18 protein-coding genes are annotated in these 16,316 nt (G+C 44.0%); 14 read left to right on the forward strand and 4 right to left on the reverse strand.

Annotated features, from left to right (window positions below):
- Window positions 1-52: 52 nt before the first annotated feature.
- Window positions 53-568 (forward strand): DinB family protein, encoded by a 516-nt coding sequence (locus FEM33_RS24660; protein ID WP_139014637.1) that lies wholly within the window; start codon window positions 53-55, stop codon window positions 566-568.
- Window positions 569-642: 74 nt separating this feature from the next.
- Complete coding sequence (locus tag FEM33_RS24665) at window positions 643-1,488, forward strand: sugar phosphate isomerase/epimerase family protein (RefSeq protein WP_139014638.1); 846 nt, start codon at window positions 643-645, stop codon at window positions 1,486-1,488.
- A gap of 16 nt (window positions 1,489-1,504) precedes the next feature.
- Here the strand turns inward: FEM33_RS24665 and FEM33_RS24670 are convergent, their stop codons facing one another.
- The gene (locus tag FEM33_RS24670) at window positions 1,505-2,539 is read right to left on the reverse strand and encodes a zinc dependent phospholipase C family protein (protein ID WP_139014639.1); all 1,035 of its coding nucleotides are present in this window, start codon (window positions 2,537-2,539) and stop codon (window positions 1,505-1,507) included.
- Window positions 2,540-2,883: 344 nt separating this feature from the next.
- On the opposite strand from FEM33_RS24670, the gene FEM33_RS24675 reads away from it, so the two are divergent.
- A complete protein-coding gene (locus FEM33_RS24675; protein ID WP_229214398.1) occupies window positions 2,884-3,288 on the forward strand; it encodes a Dabb family protein in 405 nt (134 codons plus the stop codon).
- Between the two features lie 70 nt (window positions 3,289-3,358).
- Here the strand turns inward: FEM33_RS24675 and ung are convergent, their stop codons facing one another.
- Window positions 3,359-4,024 carry a uracil-DNA glycosylase gene (ung, locus tag FEM33_RS24680; RefSeq protein WP_139014640.1) on the reverse strand — a complete coding sequence of 222 codons (666 nt, stop codon included), beginning with the start codon at window positions 4,022-4,024 and terminating at the stop codon, window positions 3,359-3,361.
- 150 nt (window positions 4,025-4,174) lie between these two features.
- Here ung and apaG point away from each other — a divergent pair, with 150 nt between their 5' ends.
- The 11 genes from apaG (at window position 4,175) to FEM33_RS24735 (ending at window position 13,939) form a co-directional block, all read left to right on the forward strand.
- The gene (apaG, locus tag FEM33_RS24685; RefSeq protein WP_138281536.1) at window positions 4,175-4,561 is read left to right on the forward strand and encodes a Co2+/Mg2+ efflux facilitator ApaG/CorD; all 387 of its coding nucleotides are present in this window, start codon (window positions 4,175-4,177) and stop codon (window positions 4,559-4,561) included.
- A 59-nt stretch (window positions 4,562-4,620) separates the two neighbouring features.
- Window positions 4,621-5,397, forward strand: coding sequence for an O-methyltransferase (locus FEM33_RS24690; RefSeq protein ID WP_139014641.1), 777 nt, complete (start codon window positions 4,621-4,623; stop codon window positions 5,395-5,397).
- A gap of 100 nt (window positions 5,398-5,497) precedes the next feature.
- Window positions 5,498-6,466 carry a DUF2157 domain-containing protein gene (locus tag FEM33_RS24695; RefSeq protein WP_139014642.1) on the forward strand — a complete coding sequence of 323 codons (969 nt, stop codon included), beginning with the start codon at window positions 5,498-5,500 and terminating at the stop codon, window positions 6,464-6,466.
- Entirely contained in the window at window positions 6,463-7,608 is a 1,146-nt protein-coding gene (locus FEM33_RS24700) for a hypothetical protein (RefSeq protein ID WP_139014643.1), read from the forward strand. The genes FEM33_RS24695 and FEM33_RS24700 overlap by 4 nt, the downstream gene beginning before the upstream one ends.
- 57 nt (window positions 7,609-7,665) lie before the next feature.
- Window positions 7,666-8,658 carry a glycoside hydrolase family 43 protein gene (locus FEM33_RS24705; RefSeq protein WP_139014644.1) on the forward strand — a complete coding sequence of 331 codons (993 nt, stop codon included), beginning with the start codon at window positions 7,666-7,668 and terminating at the stop codon, window positions 8,656-8,658.
- A gap of 230 nt (window positions 8,659-8,888) precedes the next feature.
- Window positions 8,889-9,950, forward strand: coding sequence for an endonuclease/exonuclease/phosphatase family protein (locus FEM33_RS24710; RefSeq protein WP_139014645.1), 1,062 nt, complete (start codon window positions 8,889-8,891; stop codon window positions 9,948-9,950).
- Window positions 9,951-10,089: 139 nt separating this feature from the next.
- Entirely contained in the window at window positions 10,090-10,842 is a 753-nt protein-coding gene (locus FEM33_RS24715; protein WP_374756448.1) for an EcsC family protein, read from the forward strand.
- A gap of 21 nt (window positions 10,843-10,863) precedes the next feature.
- A complete protein-coding gene (locus tag FEM33_RS24720) occupies window positions 10,864-11,652 on the forward strand; it encodes an MlaE family ABC transporter permease (RefSeq protein ID WP_139014646.1) in 789 nt (262 codons plus the stop codon).
- A 1-nt stretch (window position 11,653) separates the two neighbouring features.
- Window positions 11,654-12,418 carry an ABC transporter ATP-binding protein gene (locus FEM33_RS24725; RefSeq protein WP_139014647.1) on the forward strand — a complete coding sequence of 255 codons (765 nt, stop codon included), beginning with the start codon at window positions 11,654-11,656 and terminating at the stop codon, window positions 12,416-12,418.
- A 3-nt stretch (window positions 12,419-12,421) separates the two neighbouring features.
- Entirely contained in the window at window positions 12,422-13,450 is a 1,029-nt protein-coding gene (locus tag FEM33_RS24730) for an MlaD family protein (RefSeq protein ID WP_139014648.1), read from the forward strand.
- A gap of 120 nt (window positions 13,451-13,570) precedes the next feature.
- Complete coding sequence (locus FEM33_RS24735; RefSeq protein WP_139014649.1) at window positions 13,571-13,939, forward strand: Hpt domain-containing protein; 369 nt, start codon at window positions 13,571-13,573, stop codon at window positions 13,937-13,939.
- Window positions 13,940-14,095: 156 nt separating this feature from the next.
- On the opposite strand, the gene FEM33_RS24740 is transcribed toward FEM33_RS24735, so the two are convergent.
- The gene (locus tag FEM33_RS24740; RefSeq protein ID WP_139014650.1) at window positions 14,096-15,271 is read right to left on the reverse strand and encodes a glycosyltransferase family 2 protein; all 1,176 of its coding nucleotides are present in this window, start codon (window positions 15,269-15,271) and stop codon (window positions 14,096-14,098) included.
- A 3-nt stretch (window positions 15,272-15,274) separates the two neighbouring features.
- Window positions 15,275-16,192 (reverse strand): glycosyltransferase family 2 protein, encoded by a 918-nt coding sequence (locus FEM33_RS24745; RefSeq protein WP_139014651.1) that lies wholly within the window; start codon window positions 16,190-16,192, stop codon window positions 15,275-15,277.
- Between the last annotated feature and the right edge of the window lie 124 nt (window positions 16,193-16,316).

Raw genomic sequence — 16,316 nt, forward strand, 5'->3', positions numbered from 1 at the left:
TTAACAAAAAAAGGGACTTGTAAAAAAGTCCCTTTTTTTGTTACTTTTCTTCATGAAAAATAATGAAAAACCGGAAGTATGGCTTCGCGGGCCACTTGCGGAAATCCCTGATTTGTTACAGCCGGTTGCACATGCCCTTCTTCAGGCACAGGAAGAAATTACAGTTTTGGTTCAGGATTTTCCGGACGAACTGCTCTGGGAAAAACCGGCGGGCGTAGCTTCTGCCGGATTTCATCTTCAGCACATGGCCGGTGTTCTGGACAGGCTTTTTACTTATGCGAGAGGAGAATCGCTGCTGGAAAACCAGCTTGCCTATTTGAAAGCAGAAGGAAACCCGCCTTTTCCGGGCTGTACCGCTGCGGATCTTCTGAAAGTTCTGGATGACCGCCTTTTATCCGTTATGCAGCAATTGAAGCAAACCGACGAAAGTACTTTGAAAGAAGTACGTTACGTTGGACGCGCAGGAATCCCTTCTACGCATTTGGGCCTTCTGTTCCATGCTGCCGAGCATACGCAGCGGCATCTGGGCCAGCTTCTGGTAACTGCACGCATATTAACATCTGCTTAACATCTGCAAAGGAGTAGAACAAAACAGCTGTTTATCTTTTTTGACAAATTTTCTTAATTGTTAAAACGCGTTTTATGCAAAATTTCAAAAAAGGCTGCTTGCTCTGCCTGCTTGCACTTTGCAGCCTGACCGTACAGGCACAGAAAAATCCTGAAGACAAGGCCGGCTGGAAACTGGGTGCCCAATCGTATACTTTCCGGTTGTTTACTTTTGATGAGGCCCTGAAAAAAATCGACAGCTGCGGCCTGAAATACGTGGAAGCTTTTCCGGGACAGAAACTGGGCGGCAATTTGGAAGGAACCATGGACTTCAAAATGAGTGCGCAAAAACGACAGGAAGTTAAAAATCTGCTGAAAAAGCATGGCATTACGATTACTGCATTCGGCGTGGTCAATGGAAAGGATAAAGCGGAATGGGAACAGCTTTTTGAGTTTGCAAAGGATATGGGAATACTGAACATAGACACCGAGCCGAACCCGGATCAGTTTGCCTACATCATTCCGATGGCTGAAAAATACAAGATCAATGTTGCATTGCACAATCACCCGAAACCTTCCCGTTTCTGGCATCCCGATACGGTTCTTAAATATGCAGGAAACAGCAAGTTCATTGGTTCGTGTTCGGATATCGGCCATTGGGTAAGATCCGGCCTTGATCCGGTAGAATGCCTCAAACAACTGAACGGACATGTCATGGGCATGCATTTCAAGGACGTTGTAAAAGATTCTCCGGACGGCCAGTATCATGATGTGATCTGGGGAAAAGGCGACAGTAAAGTGGATGCAGTCATTGCAGAAATGAAGCGCCAGAAATTCAAAGGCCCGATTTCGGTTGAATACGAATATCACTGGGAAAATAACGGTCCGGAAGTAGCGGAAAGTGTAAAATATTTCCGTCAGGCTTACGAAAAGACCAAGTAGCAACAGTAAACATTTGTTACTCGTCTCCTTCCGGCCTTACCCGAAGAAGCCGCTGAAACCAGCTTTGCTGTTCAGCGGCTTCTTCATTCTTCACTTTTTCGTCCGGAACAAATCCTGCAATTGTCTTCAAGTCGGGCTGGCCGGCATTGATCCAGCAACTAAACCAGATGTCTCCTACCATTTTTACAGATGCCTTCATGCGCCTTTCTACTTGTCCGCCAAGCATCTGATGATATTTTTCTGAAAATTCCCTTGAATAGGATCTCGTCAGTACATTGTTCCTGAGTTCGTAACTGTATTTCTTATAAGGATCGAAACTGGCGGTCAGCTGTTTTTCAAACTCAAAAACGGAATCGCTGGCCATATTGGAGGCCATTACGGTTTTCCAGACTTGCTCCGCAATATCCGTTTGATAAACCGGTTCACCGATCCACATTTCATAATCCTCTGCAAACAGTTCCGGCAGTCGCGATTCCCAGAATGCGTGGATTCCTTCCTGATTGCTGAGCTGTCCGTTGTAATTTCTGGTTGTGTGCAAAGGGACATGCGCGTCGGCAATGTAATGGCCGAGATCCGCAGATATCCTTAGAATTCTTGCCGGGTCGCGTGCTTTAAATGCTTCTGTCAGCTGAAAAACAGCGGTTTGAATATACCACGGCACGATTCCGTGTTTTCGCAGGCTGTCTTCACCGATTTTCTGTACGGCATCTTTCCAGTATTTTGGCAGAGTGATCCTGGCGCTGTCCCCATATACATCCAGATCCACGTAATGCCTTTCTGCTTCGCCGACAACAGAATATCTTCTTCTGTCCGGGTTTGTTGCATTTTCGGTGAGGTAATCAATGTTCTTTTTATAGAAATACTGCATTTCAGCCGGAAGCCGGAATACAGCCATGCGGTTAATCCGCTTATGCGCCCAGAACCCCCATTTTACATCAGCGGCCTGAACAATGCTGGTCACCAGCATAAAAAGATGCAGACAAGCAATGAATCTCAGAAAAAACCGGTAGCCGGCAGATTTTTTTTTGCGAAAGACACCAAGTTGTGCCATATAAAATTTTGATGCTGTCCAAAAAATGATTTTTGCCTGTTTAGACGCTTGCAGCAGAAAAAGTAACAGGCAGCATAACTTTTGATACTGAAATTTCTCTATTACTGCACTTCTAACCAGTAAAATTCCATTTTCAGAAACCTGGTTTTCTCCCGATTGCAATTTTTAACAAAAAAGAACCCCGAATATTATTCTATCATTTGCAGAACGAGATAGATATTATTTTTTATTTTCAATTTAAATCAGAATATATTATATAATATATACAAATAATGCAATTTACGAATATCTGATTATCTTTGTAACCTAAATGAGCCGATTTGATATAATTGATTGAAATCATAATGAAACCAAGAAATAAAACGATAGGATACTTGATACCGGTTTTCGCTTTGTGCGTGTTCATGCTCGTTATTTACGGAGCTTACGTTCCGCATAAACCTGCCGAAATACAGCGCGTAGTGTGCATCAAGTTCAAGCCGGGCACGACGCCGGAAGACATTGACAAGCATATGCGTGATTTTGCATCTATGAAAAACACGGTGAAGGACGTGGTTGCCTATTCCGCAGGCCATGTTCAGAAATCGGGCACAAACGAAAACCAGTTTGACGTGATTCATTATCTCACATTCCGCACCAAAGAAGGCGCGCTGCAATATGCTTCCAATGCTGATCACAAGGCTTTTGTTAAAGCAAATGAAGGCAAATGGGAAAATGTGCTGGAAATGAATTCGAATATTGAAAAATAATCAAAGAAAGTAATAGGAGTGAAATTCTTAAAAAGAGCCGGGCTTCCCGACTCTTTTTTTATTTGCCGCCTTACCAGTTTATCGGTTCCAGGCCTTTGCTTTCCAGATAGGCATTTGCCTTGCTGAAATGCTGGTTCCCAAACCAGCCGCCGCCGTTGGCCGACATGGGCGAAGGATGTTTTGATTTCAGTACATAATGTTTCGAAGCGTCTATCACACTGCCTTTATCCTGTGCGTAACGTCCCCACAGCATGAATACCAGATTGTTCTTTTCATCTGACAAACACTTGATAACCGCGTCTGTAAACTTTTCCCAGCCTTTGTTTTGATGCGAACCGGCAAGCCCGCTTTGAACCGTCAGCGTGGCATTCAGCAGCAGGACGCCCTGCTTTGCCCATCTTTCCAGATTTCCTGATTTCGGAACCGGCTTGCCAAGGTCATCATGAATTTCTTTGAAAATATTGACGAGTGATGGCGGCGTTCTGACTCCTTCATTCACCGAAAAACATAGTCCATGCGCCTGCCCGGCTCCGTGATACGGGTCCTGGCCAAGAATCACAACCTTGCACGCGTCAAAACTGCAGTAATTGAATGCATTGAAAATTTGTTTGGCAGGAGGAAATATTTGTTTGGTTGAATATTCGTTCTTAACAAATTCAACAAGGTTTGTAAAGTAAGGTTTCTCAAACTCCGGTTCGAGTCTTTCTTTCCAGGATTGCTCTATTTTTACGTCCATAAAGTGGTTTTTAATTTGATATCCAAATTATATGATTTTGTTTTGGTTTTATCAGCATTTGATTACTATTTTCGTTTGAGTGGAAGAACTGAAATTTGACTATTCAACACTTCCTTACTTTTGCAACATTCATAAACACCTTCATTCCATATGGTTTCCAAAGTGACAGATGGTGTAAAAGTCACCGTTTTAACAGAATATCAGCCGGACTATTCCAATCCGGGGCAAGATCATTACGTCTTTACATATAAAATACTGATAGAAAATCATAGTGAGTACACGGTCAAGCTTTTAAGGCGGCACTGGCTCATTTATGACGCAAACGGAACCGTCCGCGAAGTGGAAGGAGCCGGCATTGTGGGACTGCAGCCGATCCTGGAACCGGGCGATGTCCATGATTATGTATCCGGCTGCAACCTGCGTACCGACATGGGCAAAATGGCCGGGACTTATCTCATGGAACGCGTTCTCGACGGACGCCAGTTTCGTGTGATCATTCCTGCTTTTTCGCTGGTGGCTCCTTACAGAATGAACTAGCATTACCCGTTTTTTTCGCATGCAGGGATACTTCCCTGCTTTTTTTAAACGCTTCACCATTGATTGCTGCTTATTTCAGGTACCTGTTCCATTCAGGAAACGAACATTCCATTCATTCACCTTTTGTTTTTGATCTTTACACACAGGTTATTAAAGCAAAAAAAGACCGTAATCCGGATTACAGAAGCTTAAAGTCGCTTCGTAAAGAACTCCTGAAATCCGATCAGCAGATAGAAATTCTTGATCTGGGTGCCGGTTCGCGCATCAACAAGTCAAATCTTCGTAAAGTAAAAACCATTGCAAAAAATGCAGAAAAGCCGGAAAAGTTCGGAAAACTTTTCAACCGGCTTATCCGAAGATTTCAGCCGGCAACTATGCTGGAACTCGGAACTTCGTTAGGGCTTACAACTTTGTATATGTCGAAAGCTGCGCCGGAATCGCGCATGTTTACATTTGAAGGCTGCCCGGAAACGGCAAAACTGGCAAGTCAGCATTTTAGTAGAATGAATGCGGACAACATTGAAATTATTACCGGAAACATTGATTCCACGCTACCCGGGTTTCTTGCCAGAACCAATACAAAGCTGGATTTCGCTTATTTCGATGCCAACCACCGGTTTGAACCCACGGTCCGCTATTTCGAAACATGCCTTCCGTACATACAAAATGAGTCGGTTTTTATTTTTGACGATATTTACTGGTCGCCGGAAATGACGCGTGCTTGGGAGTATATCAAGGCACATCCGCAGGTTACCATAACGATTGATCTATTCTGGATCGGACTGGTATTTTTCAGAAAAGAACAGGTCAAGGAAAATTTCATACTCCGGTTCTGATGGTTTCAAACTTATCAAACGGCTTGTAGGAGGTTCGACACGTAAGCTGGACAGCAAACGCTTAAGTTACTATTTTTACTTTCTGCGTCTAAAAGCTGGTATGAACACACAATCAATACTCCGGGAGCTGGTCAGTAAAGAAATTATCTCTGAAAGGCAGGCTTCCATGATTTCGGAATACGAAACTGCAAAGCCGCTTTCCGTGCATTGGGAATTACGGTTTATGCTGTACGTCGGCATCCTGCTTTTCAATTCCGGGCTCGGGATTATTATTTATGACAATATCGATTCCATCGGACATCAGGCGATTATTGCCGGAATTGCCTTGCTCACAGCCGCCTGTTTTTATTATGCGTATCGCAAAAGTCATCCGTACAGTCCTGATGAAGTACTGAACTCCAGTAAATTGCAGGAATATGTATTGTTGCTTGGCTGTGTCAGTTTTCTCGCGCTGGAAGGCTATCTGCAGTTTCAGTACAAGCTGTTTGGTTCCCGCTATGGCCTTGCCGTCCTTATCCCGACGGTTTTGTTCTTTGCATGTGCGTACCGGTTTGATCACCGCGGCGTACTTTCCATGGCCGTTACCGGACTTGCTTCATGGCTCGGACTGACCATTGCGCCGCTTTCCGTTGTGTCCGGAAATAATCTAACCGATCTGAAAATTCTGAATTCAGCCATTGTACTGGGCACTTTGCTGTCGGTTACTGGCTGGTTATCAGAAAAGTTGCGTATTAAAAAACACTTTTCGTATACCTACATTTTCCTTGGCGGAAATCTGGCTGCGCTGGCTGCACTTTCCGGTCTGATCAATCAGCCGTATAAAGTCGTTTACGCCATTTTAAGTTTTGCCTTTTGCCTGTTTTTTGTTCTTAATGCTCGTCGGATGCAATCACATCTTTTTCTGCTGCTTGGTGTCATATATGCCTATATTACGGTCACTTACCTGATATTTTTCAGAATAAGCGAAGATGTATACTTTTCATTAATGACCGTTTATCTTACCGTTTCCAGCATCGGGGTCATTTATTTTCTGCTGAACTTCAAGAAAATCCTCGGGACAGCAAGATGAAAAAACCATATAATCTGAACTGGATCAGAAATATTGAAATCCAACGCCGGGCGACCGACTGGGCATCTAAAAAATTGCTTGAAGAACCTCAACTGAAAACGATCAAAGCTGAATTTCAGGCGCATTTTTACAGGCCTAACTTCTTTGTCAAGATCGGCCTTTTTCTGTTTGCACTGATTGGCTCGGCTTTTTTTATGGGATTTGTTTTCCTTTTTCTGACCGACAGCAATATAACCGACCGGGGTTTTGCAATGATCAGCCTGCTTTTTGCCGGATTCTTTATCTTTTTTCTGGAACGTCAGATTAAACTATCCAAACTCTTTCATTCCGGCGTTGACAATGCGTTGTTGTATGTAAGCATAACTTTGATTTTCGTGCCTGTCTTTTTGCTTTTTAACAACCTGAAAATCTGGCAATATGCACTTTTCCTTTTCATTCCGCTGTCCATTGCGACTATACGCTATGCGGATATTTTAACAGCTGCGAGTTCCTTTTTGGCGTTGTTTGTCACGCTGGGAAATTTCCTGATGAACTTTTCAGGCGGTACTCTTATTTTGCCGTTTGCTGTTATGCTGATGGCTGCATGCATTTATTTTGCAGTCAGAAACAACACCAGCATTTATTATGCAAATTGTCGTAAAATCATTGAAATACTGTCACTGGCCGTTTTTTATCTCGGCGGAAATTACCTTATCGTTCGTGAAGGAAATGCATTGTTAACTCATCAGGCTTCATCCGTTTCCCGGCAAATTCCATTTGCACCCGTTTTTTACCTGTTTACAATCGTGATTCCATTTTCCTACATATTAATGGGCGTGCGTAAAAAAGACCGGATTCTGCTGAACACCGGCTTGCTGGCAACGGCTTTTTCCGTTGTTACTTTCGGGCATTATTTCAGTCCGTTTACGGCAGCACAAAATATCTTTATAAGCGGACTGGCTCTTATTCTGTTTTCGGCTGCACTGATACGATATCTGCATAAGCCAAAGCACGGCATCAGTGACGAGCCGGAAAAGCGGAATGTACCCGATGAACTGAAATCAATTTTAATTGCACAAACCCTGGGGCAAGATCCTGAAACAAAAGGCATTAATTTCGGGGGCGGAAACTTTGGCGGCGGAGGCGCCGGTGAAGTATACTGATTTCTGACAAAAATTGAGATATTTACATGTTACAATTTCTTTTCCGAAAATCAACTGATGAAAAAACACTTCCTTATTCTTCTCCTTTGTATCTCAGGAATCCATTCATTCGCACAATCCACCAGTAAAACGGCCGGCAATCCGGTGGCTGGCAACCCAGTGTTTCCCGGCTGGTATGCTGATCCCGAAGGCATTATTTTCAACAAGACTTTCTGGATTTATCCGACTTATTCCGCACCCTATGAAAAGCAGGTGTTTTTTGACGCTTTTTCTTCCAAAGACCTTGTTACGTGGAAAAAACATGAGGCTATACTGGATACAAGTTCCATAAAATGGGCTAAAAAAGCCATGTGGGCTCCTTCCATCATTGAAAAAGAAGGGAAATACTATCTGTTTTTTGGCGCTAACGACATTCAGAGCGATAATGAAACAGGCGGAATCGGCGTCGCTGTGGCCGACAAACCTGAAGGTCCGTTCAAAGACCTGCTGGGAAAACCGTTGATCGACAAGTTCCATAACAAGGCACAGCCTATTGATCAGTTCGCTTTCAAGGACAAGGACGGTCAGTACTATCTTTTTTATGGCGGTTGGAAACACTGCAATGTCGCCAAACTTAACAATGATTTTACCGGTTTTATCCCTTTTGAAGACGGTACCGTGTTCCGGGAAATAACACCGGAAAGTTATGTTGAAGGTCCGTTCATGTTCATCAGAAACGGAAAATATTACTTTATGTGGTCAGAAGGCGGCTGGACAGGCCCGAATTATTCCGTAGCTTATGCCATTGCCGATTCTCCGTTCGGGCCGTTTAAGCGTGTGGACAAAATTCTTCAGCAGGACCCGAAAGTGGCAACCGGTGCCGGACATCATTCCGTTATAAACATTCCGGGAAAAGACCAGTGGTACATTGTTTATCACAGACGCCCGCTGACTGAGACCGACGGTAATCACCGGGAAACCTGTATTGATGAAATGACTTTTGATGAAAAAGGGTTTATCAACCCGGTTAAAATCACAACGCAGGGCGTGAAAAAACAGCGTATTAACTAGCATTTGTCTGATAGATCTTTATATGACAATCCGTTGACTATTAATTTGATAGTTAACGGATATGCTTCGAATTACTTACATATAGCGGTCATCGTTTAAATTGATTTCTTTGTTTCCGGGATTGTTCAGAGCCTGTTTTCGCCGGTTTATGACCAAATGATTTTTTAATTTTCAATTAAGAGCGATATTGTAAGAACTTATTTGTTTGTGTTTATAGCTTTTCTGCTACAATGAATGCTTTAAAATTGATCCTGGAAGTTTCAGGCGCGCTGGTCATTTTGTTTTCTGTAATTCCGCTTATCCGAAATGACTACTGGGCATTCAGGGTTTTTGAGTATCCGAGGATTCAAAAGCTTTTTCTCAATTTAATTATCCTTGCCCTTTACGTTTCATTCTTTTCAGTTTCATCCACGTATGAAATTGTATTTACAAGTCTGATCGTTGCCAATGCGCTTTATCTGCTTTTCCAGATCCTTCCATTTACCTTTCTGGCCAAAACTGCGCTGATCAGGGCTACGAAAAAGGATGATGACAATTCGCTGAGCATTATTTCTTCCAATGTTTTTCAGGATAATAAGAATACGGCCGGCTGCATGAAGCTGCTCCATAAATATGATCCGGATATTGTTTTGCTTCTGGAAACGGACAACTTCTGGCTTAAAGGAACAGAAGCCCTGAAAGAAAAATACCCGCATCAGGTTCTGGTGCCGCTGGAAAATACGTATGGCATGCTGCTGTATTCCAAACTGAAACTGATTGATGCCGAAGTAAGGTACCTTGTTGATCCTGAAATACCTTCCATTAAAGCAAAAGTGCAGCTTCCGTCCGGTAAGACCGTCCGCTTGTACTGCGTGCACCCTACTCCGCCGGTTCCGGGCGAAAACCTGTATTCCACCGAAAGGGACAAGGAACTGCTGATGGTCGCCAAAGAAGTAAAGGAAAATAATCTGGCAACCATCGTTGTCGGTGACCTCAACGACGTGGCATGGTCGTACACAACCAAACTCTTTACCAAAATCAGCGGTTTGCTTGATCCGAGAAAAGGAAGAGGCTTTTACAATACGTTTCATGCCCAGCACCTGATCCTGCGTTTCCCGCTCGATCATGTATTTTGTTCAACAGACTTCAAGCTGCGCCGCCTGAAACGACTTGAAAATTTTTCTTCTGATCATTTTCCTATTCTGATCAGCCTGCAATATGAAGCCATTGCACATTTGCAGCAGGAAGAGCCTGAGCCAGACGCGGATGAAATCAAACTGGCGGAAGAAAAAATCCATAAAAAGGCAAACTGATCCAGACTGCTTCCGGATGCATACCGGGCCCAGCAGGCCCGTGTTCAGGGCTGCCGTTTTTTGGAATGATTTTTGCTAAACAGGAATAAGTGTTAAAAATGCGTTTTTCTGTTCTATCTGAAATTGTCCTTTTACCGGTATGCAAATTCTTACATATGAAGAAAAGATACAATCTGAACTGGTCAGGTGGCAGCAGAAAATGCAGAAGCGGCCTAACTTCGTTGACAGGACTTCCAAAAAGGTTCAGGATAAGCTGAACAACCTCATCCCCGACAAAGTACACGAGGCCATAACGGCTTCAATCAGGCAAATGACACGGGCTGTGCTTACAGGCGCAGAATTTACGACTTCAATGCCTGTACCCAGAAACACGATTGAAGAAATTGAAGCCGAAGTAAAGAAGCGGATTGCATTTTACAAAAAAGCTGGCGCTGCAGAAGGCGGTATCACAGGAGCCGGCGGTTTCTGGCTGGCATTGGCCGAATTTCCGATTTTACTGGGCATCAAGCTCAAACTGCTGTTTGAAATCGCAGCATTGTACGGTTACCCGATTGATGATTACCGGGAACGGCTTTTTATTCTCCACGTTTTTCAGCTTACATTTTCAAGCCAGAAACAACGCCAGCATGTTTTTCAGCAGATCATACAGTGGCATATAAAATGTAAGGAACTGCCCGAAGATATCAATCAGTTTGACTGGAAAACCTTTCAGCAGGAATACCGTGATTACATTGACCTTGCCAAACTGGCGCAGCTGATACCCGGCATCGGAGCCGCCGTTGGGCTTGTCGTCAATTACCGCCTGCTCGATCAGTTGGGAAAAACGGCCATGAACGCCTACCGTATGCGATGGTTTGAAGAAAAAAATACATTGATAGCATTTACAAGTTAATCCACCTTGCCTATTATCTGAATGAGCGCCAAGCAAAAGGAACACGTTTACACCAAAAAAATAGATTCGGCCTTACTGGCAGTTTATAACGGTTATTCTTTTTTTATCCGTTTTTTCCGCGAAGCTTTTCGGGGCAGAATGGAATTTCAGGAGATTGTAAAACAATGCTATGCCATCGGAAACAAATCGCTTTTGCTGATCGGGATGACGGGATTTATTACCGGAATGGTGTTTACAAAACAGTCCCGGCCGTCTCTGGCTGAATTCGGCGCTACTTCGTGGCTTCCTTCGCTTGTTGCCATTGCGATTGTAAGGGCTTTGGCCGCGCTCGTTACCGCCCTGATCAGTGCAGGAAAAATCGGTTCCAGTATCGGGGCCGAACTTGGCTCCATGCGTGTTACCGAACAGATCGACGCCATGGAAGTTTCTGCCGTAAATCCATTCAAATTTCTGGTAGTTACGCGTGTGCTGGCTTCAACGATTTCGATTCCGATCCTGATGTTTTATTGTACACTGGTCAGTCTGATGGGTGCATTTCTGAACGTGTACTTGAATGAAGGCACGAGTTTTATTGCATTTTTTGAGAACGCATTCGAACAGATTACTTTTCTCGATGTGGGGACTTCGGTCGCGAAAGCAGTTGCATACGGGTTTACAATCGGTATTGTAGGCTGCTATCAGGGATATAACGCCAACAAAGGAACAGAAGGCGTAGGAAAAGCGGCCAATTCAGCGGTGGTTATTTCCATGTTCCTGATTTTCATTGAAGAAGTCATTATTGTTCAGGTATCGAATTATTTCAGGATATAAAATGGCAGAAACCCGCTTAGACACCGATACGGTTATTGATATACAAGATCTTTACAAATCCTTCGGAGACCTTCATGTACTCCGGGGTGTGAACCTGAAAATAAACAAAGGCGAAAACGTGGTTGTGCTCGGCCGTTCGGGAACGGGAAAATCGGTTTTGATCAAAATCATTGCCGGCTTGCTCCGACAGGATAAAGGCATGTGCAAGGTACTGGGAAGTGAAGTTTCCACGCTGAACGAAAATGAACTGCGCGATCTGCGGTTGAAAATCGGCTTTTCCTTTCAGAACAGCGCCTTGTACGATAGTATGACAGTCCGTGAAAACCTGGAATTTCCGCTAGTACGCAATGTTGCAAACCTGAGCAGGGCCGAGATCAACGAACAGGTGGAATATGTACTGGATGCTGTGGGGCTGCTTCAGACGATCAATCAGGTTCCTTCCGAGCTTTCCGGCGGGCAGCGCAAAAGGATCGGGATTGCCCGGACACTGATCCTGAAACCGGAAATCATGCTTTACGATGAACCCACCGCAGGACTTGATCCGATTACATGCCTGGAAATCAATGAGCTTATCAATGAGGTAAAAGAGAAATATCACACCACCTCCATCATCATCACGCATGACCTTACCTGCGCAAGAACAACCGGTGACCGTATTGCCATGCTGCTCGACGGCATATTCCTGAAACAGGGAACGTTCGAGGAAGTATTCGATACAAATGAAGAAAGAATCAAAAGTTTTTACGATTATAATTTTATTCAATAAATAATGGAAACATCAAGCAGAAAACGCTCTATAACAGTCGGTCTTTTTGTCATCATCGGCATTTTGATTTTTGTAGTAGGTATACTTACGATCGGGAGCATGAAAAAGGCATTTTCTACAACCATTACGGTCAAAACCATTTTTGATGACGTAAACGGTCTTCAGAAAGGAAATAATATCTGGTATTCGGGTGTGAAAATCGGGACGGTGAAATCCATCCGGTTTCTTGAAAATTCCAAAGTGGAAGTGATCATGAACATCGAAGAAAAATCCCAGGAATTCATCCGTAAAAATGCCAAGGCCAAAATCAGTACGGACGGTCTGATCGGCAATAAAATCGTGGTGCTTTACGGCGGAACGCAGAAAGTACCTTCCATTGAAGACGGCGACGAGCTGGCCGTTGAAAAAATCGAAAGTACCGAAGAAATGCTGGCTGTACTGTCCGAAAACAACAAAAATCTGCTGGGCATTACAAGTGCATTCAAAACGATCAGCAAGAATATCCTGGAAGGAAAAGGAACGGTCGGGATGCTCCTGAACGATGAAAGTCTTTACAAAGACGTAGACCAGACTTTAACGCTGCTGAAAAAGGCATCGCAGAATGCTTCCACCATGACGGCATCACTTTCCGGATTTACAGAAAAACTGAACCAGAAAGGCGGACTGGCCAATGACTTTGCAACCGATACGGTTATCATGCGCGACCTGAGAACGACCGTAGGCAGACTGAACGAAACGGTTTCTTCAGCAAACGAAATGGTTGCAAACCTCAAAACGGCCAGTGCCGACATCAATTCCAATACAACCAGCCCGATCGGTGTGCTGCTGCATGATGAAGCGACGGCGTCCAATCTGAAAGGCACGCTGCAGAATCTGGAAAGCAGTACGGAAAAGCTGGACGAGAATATGCAGGCATTAAGGTCCAATTTCCTTTTCAGACGTTATTTCAGGAAAAAAGATAAAGAAGAAAAAGAACAGGCCAAACAGCAGGAAGCAGCACCAACCGAAGAAAAAGCACAGAATGTTCAGTAATTTGATATCTTTGTAAAAATAGTTGTGCATTTTACATAATAAGTCAAATAATTTCATAAGCTTTAACAAACCATAATTTGTAACTTGTTAAAACATCTGAAACACCTATAACTGGAAGATATGGCACTGCAACTTAATCCTGCTCTGGACTTGAATTACATTGATAAAGCGTATGGAGAAGATCCTGTTATTCTGCATATGATTTTTGATGCTTTTCTCAGTGATTCCGTCCCGCGCTGGAATGCATTGCACGAAGCTCTGGATAAGGAAGACTGGAAGGAATCAGCGAGTATCGTTCACGGTCTGAAGCCATCTTTTACCATGGCCGGTCTTACCTGGATCCGCCCGAAAGTAGAAGTTCTGGAAAAGGCGATCAAGGACAACGAAGAGCCGGAAAACCTGATGGATATGTACCTGAAAATTTCCGACGAACTGAATCAGCTGATCCCGATTCTGGAAGAAGAATCCGAAAGGCTTAAACATTATTAATCGGCTTTTAGCTATTAGCTTTTAGCAGTTGGCTTTTAGGAAAGGCTGAATATTATAACAAGCAAATTCTTATAGCATAACGTTTTGCTGATTTCGGGTGATTGCCGTTAGTTTCCTGAATTGCAGTTTAATAAATTAGAATTGAAAGCGCCGTTCTCAAACGGCGCTTTTTCTTTTTGCCTTGTCCCAGACGGCGCTCTGGCTTCCGGCAATGTATCTTCTGATCCCGGCCAGCACGGCATAATTCATCACGCAAAAATAATAGGGCACGAACAATGCCTTGATCTTGATTCTTCGTTTTTCCAGAACCCAGCCGGCAAAGGAAAGCGTATAGAAAAGCAGCTGTGCAATCAGAATAGCCGTATAAAGCCATTCACCCGTTCGGATGACAATAACGATATTCAAAATCAGTGCAAGCAGCATCAGAAAAGGAGTTACCGTCCAGCGCAGCACGCGGTGACTGATGTACTGAAAAGTAAGGACGGGGTAATGAAACGGGTTGAACAGCTTTTCAAGGCGCAGAATGGACTGTATGCCGCCGGCCGCAATCCTGATCTTTCTTTTCAGCTCTTCCTTGATGTTATCCGAAGAAAGTTCCGATGCATACGCCTCGGGTTCATAAATGATGCGGTAACCTTGCTGTGCGATCAGCATGGAAATCATGAAATCGTCGAGAATGGTGTCGGATTGTACTTCCTTGTACAGCGAACGCCTTACGCTGAAAAGTTCGCCCGCCGCACCTACAACCGAATACAGTTCGGAATCCCATTTTTTAAGCGTCGATTCGTATTTCCAGTAAAAGCCCTCTCCTGCCGTCGCATCGGCCATGGCTTCCTGCATTACCCGTTTTTCACCTGAAACGGCACCCACTTTCGGATCGGCATAATGCCTTGCAATGAGCAGCAGCGCATCTTTATTTAAAAAAGTATTGGCATCGGTAAAGACAACAACCTCACTGTCTACTTCGTGCATGGCCCTGTGAATGGCCTGGATTTTTCCGCTTCTGACCGGCGTATGCATGAGTTGGATTTGTCCGTAACGCGCAATAAGATCGGGTGTACGGTCTGAGGAACCGTCTGTGATAAACAGCAGCTTCAGTTTTCCCTGCGGATAGGAAAGTTCGAGCGTGTTCCGGATCTTTTCCTCGATAATGCTTTCCTCGTTGTAGGCTGCAATCACCAGCGTCAGCGTCGGGAAATCCTGATCCAAACCGGGTACAAGCCTTTTTCCCTTGAAAATCCTGCGAATCCGTACAAGGATAAAAAGGACAATGCCGTAACCGAGAAAAGTGTAAAAGACAATAAACAGGCTGAACCAGAAAAGTAATTTCATATTTTATCTCGTAAGTGGAAATCCAAGATTGTTGCTGTCCGCTTTGTTTGTAAAATGCCAGGCAATGGCTTTCAGAAAAACCGGTATAAAATTGTATTCTCTGTTTTTGATATACTGAAAAAGATTGCGGGGGATTACGGCAGCCAGAAAATAGCAGCAGAACACAAGGAATGTGGACGTATCCGCATTTTTACGGATAAAAAGGATGCGGTTCCGGTTCATAAAAAACTCTTTCAGTGCCGTCCGCTTTCCTACGGAAACCGATTCCTTATGATAAATAAGCGCGGACAAGTCCACATGGATTTCATAGCCGGCTTTCCGGATGCGTTCGCACCAGTCCAGTTCTTCATAATACAGAAAGTAGTTCTCCGACATGACGCCCGCTTTCTGCAGAGCTTCCCGCCGGATCATCATGGCGGCGCCATGCGCGTAACCTGTTACTCCGCTCAGCGAATCGTACTGGCCGCGGTCCTCTTCAAACTGCCCGATGCATGCATTTCTGGCAGTGAAGTAATTCATCGGCGTGTAGCCTGTGTATTGCAGCATGCCCGGCTGATCGAAGTAGTGGATTTTGGGTGAAATCATTCCGATTTTCGGATTGGATTCCATCTTTTCCACCAGCTTTCCGATCAGGTCCGCAGTAACTTCCGTGTCATTGTTGATCAGAAAAAGGTAATCGCCGGTCGCATGCTGAATGCCGATGTTGTTTCCGCCGGCAAACCCGGTGTTGATTTCAGAACGGATGAATATAATGTCTTTGTACCGTGACTGCCATTCCGGGACCACATTGACCTTGCTTCCATTGTCAACAACGATTATTTCCAGATCCGGATACGTATTTACCTCTGCAAGTGATTTCAGCAAATCTTCCGTAACCAAAGGCTGGTTGAAATTTACCGTAACAATGGAAACCTTTTTCATGATCATGCGATTTCTGAAATTGTTCTGAAATAACAAATATATTTTGTTGATTTGTAGAATTATTTCAAAATTAGCAATAAAATTATAGCTTCAAATAATTGCCGGGCTTTAAGAAGATATTTTA

It is taken from the genome of Dyadobacter flavalbus, from assembly GCF_006149045.1.
GTDB classification, from domain to species: Bacteria; Bacteroidota; Bacteroidia; order Cytophagales; family Spirosomataceae; genus Dyadobacter; species Dyadobacter flavalbus.

Excerpts from the sequence above, each read along its gene's own strand:
- FEM33_RS24660 (WP_139014637.1), top strand. The coding sequence starts at position 53 with ATGAAAAATAATGAAAAACCGGAAGTATGGCTTCGCGGGCCACTTGCG.
- FEM33_RS24665 (WP_139014638.1), top strand. The coding sequence starts at position 643 with ATGCAAAATTTCAAAAAAGGCTGCTTGCTCTGCCTGCTTGCACTTTGC.
- FEM33_RS24670 (WP_139014639.1), bottom strand. The coding sequence starts at position 2,539 with ATGGCACAACTTGGTGTCTTTCGCAAAAAAAAATCTGCCGGCTACCGG.
- FEM33_RS24675 (WP_229214398.1), top strand. The coding sequence starts at position 2,884 with ATGAAACCAAGAAATAAAACGATAGGATACTTGATACCGGTTTTCGCT.
- ung (WP_139014640.1), bottom strand. The coding sequence starts at position 4,024 with ATGGACGTAAAAATAGAGCAATCCTGGAAAGAAAGACTCGAACCGGAG.
- apaG (WP_138281536.1), top strand. The coding sequence starts at position 4,175 with ATGGTTTCCAAAGTGACAGATGGTGTAAAAGTCACCGTTTTAACAGAA.
- FEM33_RS24695 (WP_139014642.1), top strand. The coding sequence starts at position 5,498 with ATGAACACACAATCAATACTCCGGGAGCTGGTCAGTAAAGAAATTATC.
- FEM33_RS24700 (WP_139014643.1), top strand. The coding sequence starts at position 6,463 with ATGAAAAAACCATATAATCTGAACTGGATCAGAAATATTGAAATCCAA.
- FEM33_RS24705 (WP_139014644.1), top strand. The coding sequence starts at position 7,666 with ATGAAAAAACACTTCCTTATTCTTCTCCTTTGTATCTCAGGAATCCAT.
- FEM33_RS24710 (WP_139014645.1), top strand. The coding sequence starts at position 8,889 with ATGAATGCTTTAAAATTGATCCTGGAAGTTTCAGGCGCGCTGGTCATT.
- FEM33_RS24715 (WP_374756448.1), top strand. The coding sequence starts at position 10,090 with ATGCAAATTCTTACATATGAAGAAAAGATACAATCTGAACTGGTCAGG.
- FEM33_RS24720 (WP_139014646.1), top strand. The coding sequence starts at position 10,864 with ATGAGCGCCAAGCAAAAGGAACACGTTTACACCAAAAAAATAGATTCG.
- FEM33_RS24725 (WP_139014647.1), top strand. The coding sequence starts at position 11,654 with ATGGCAGAAACCCGCTTAGACACCGATACGGTTATTGATATACAAGAT.
- FEM33_RS24730 (WP_139014648.1), top strand. The coding sequence starts at position 12,422 with ATGGAAACATCAAGCAGAAAACGCTCTATAACAGTCGGTCTTTTTGTC.
- FEM33_RS24735 (WP_139014649.1), top strand. The coding sequence starts at position 13,571 with ATGGCACTGCAACTTAATCCTGCTCTGGACTTGAATTACATTGATAAA.
- FEM33_RS24740 (WP_139014650.1), bottom strand. The coding sequence starts at position 15,271 with ATGAAATTACTTTTCTGGTTCAGCCTGTTTATTGTCTTTTACACTTTT.
- FEM33_RS24745 (WP_139014651.1), bottom strand. The coding sequence starts at position 16,192 with ATGAAAAAGGTTTCCATTGTTACGGTAAATTTCAACCAGCCTTTGGTT.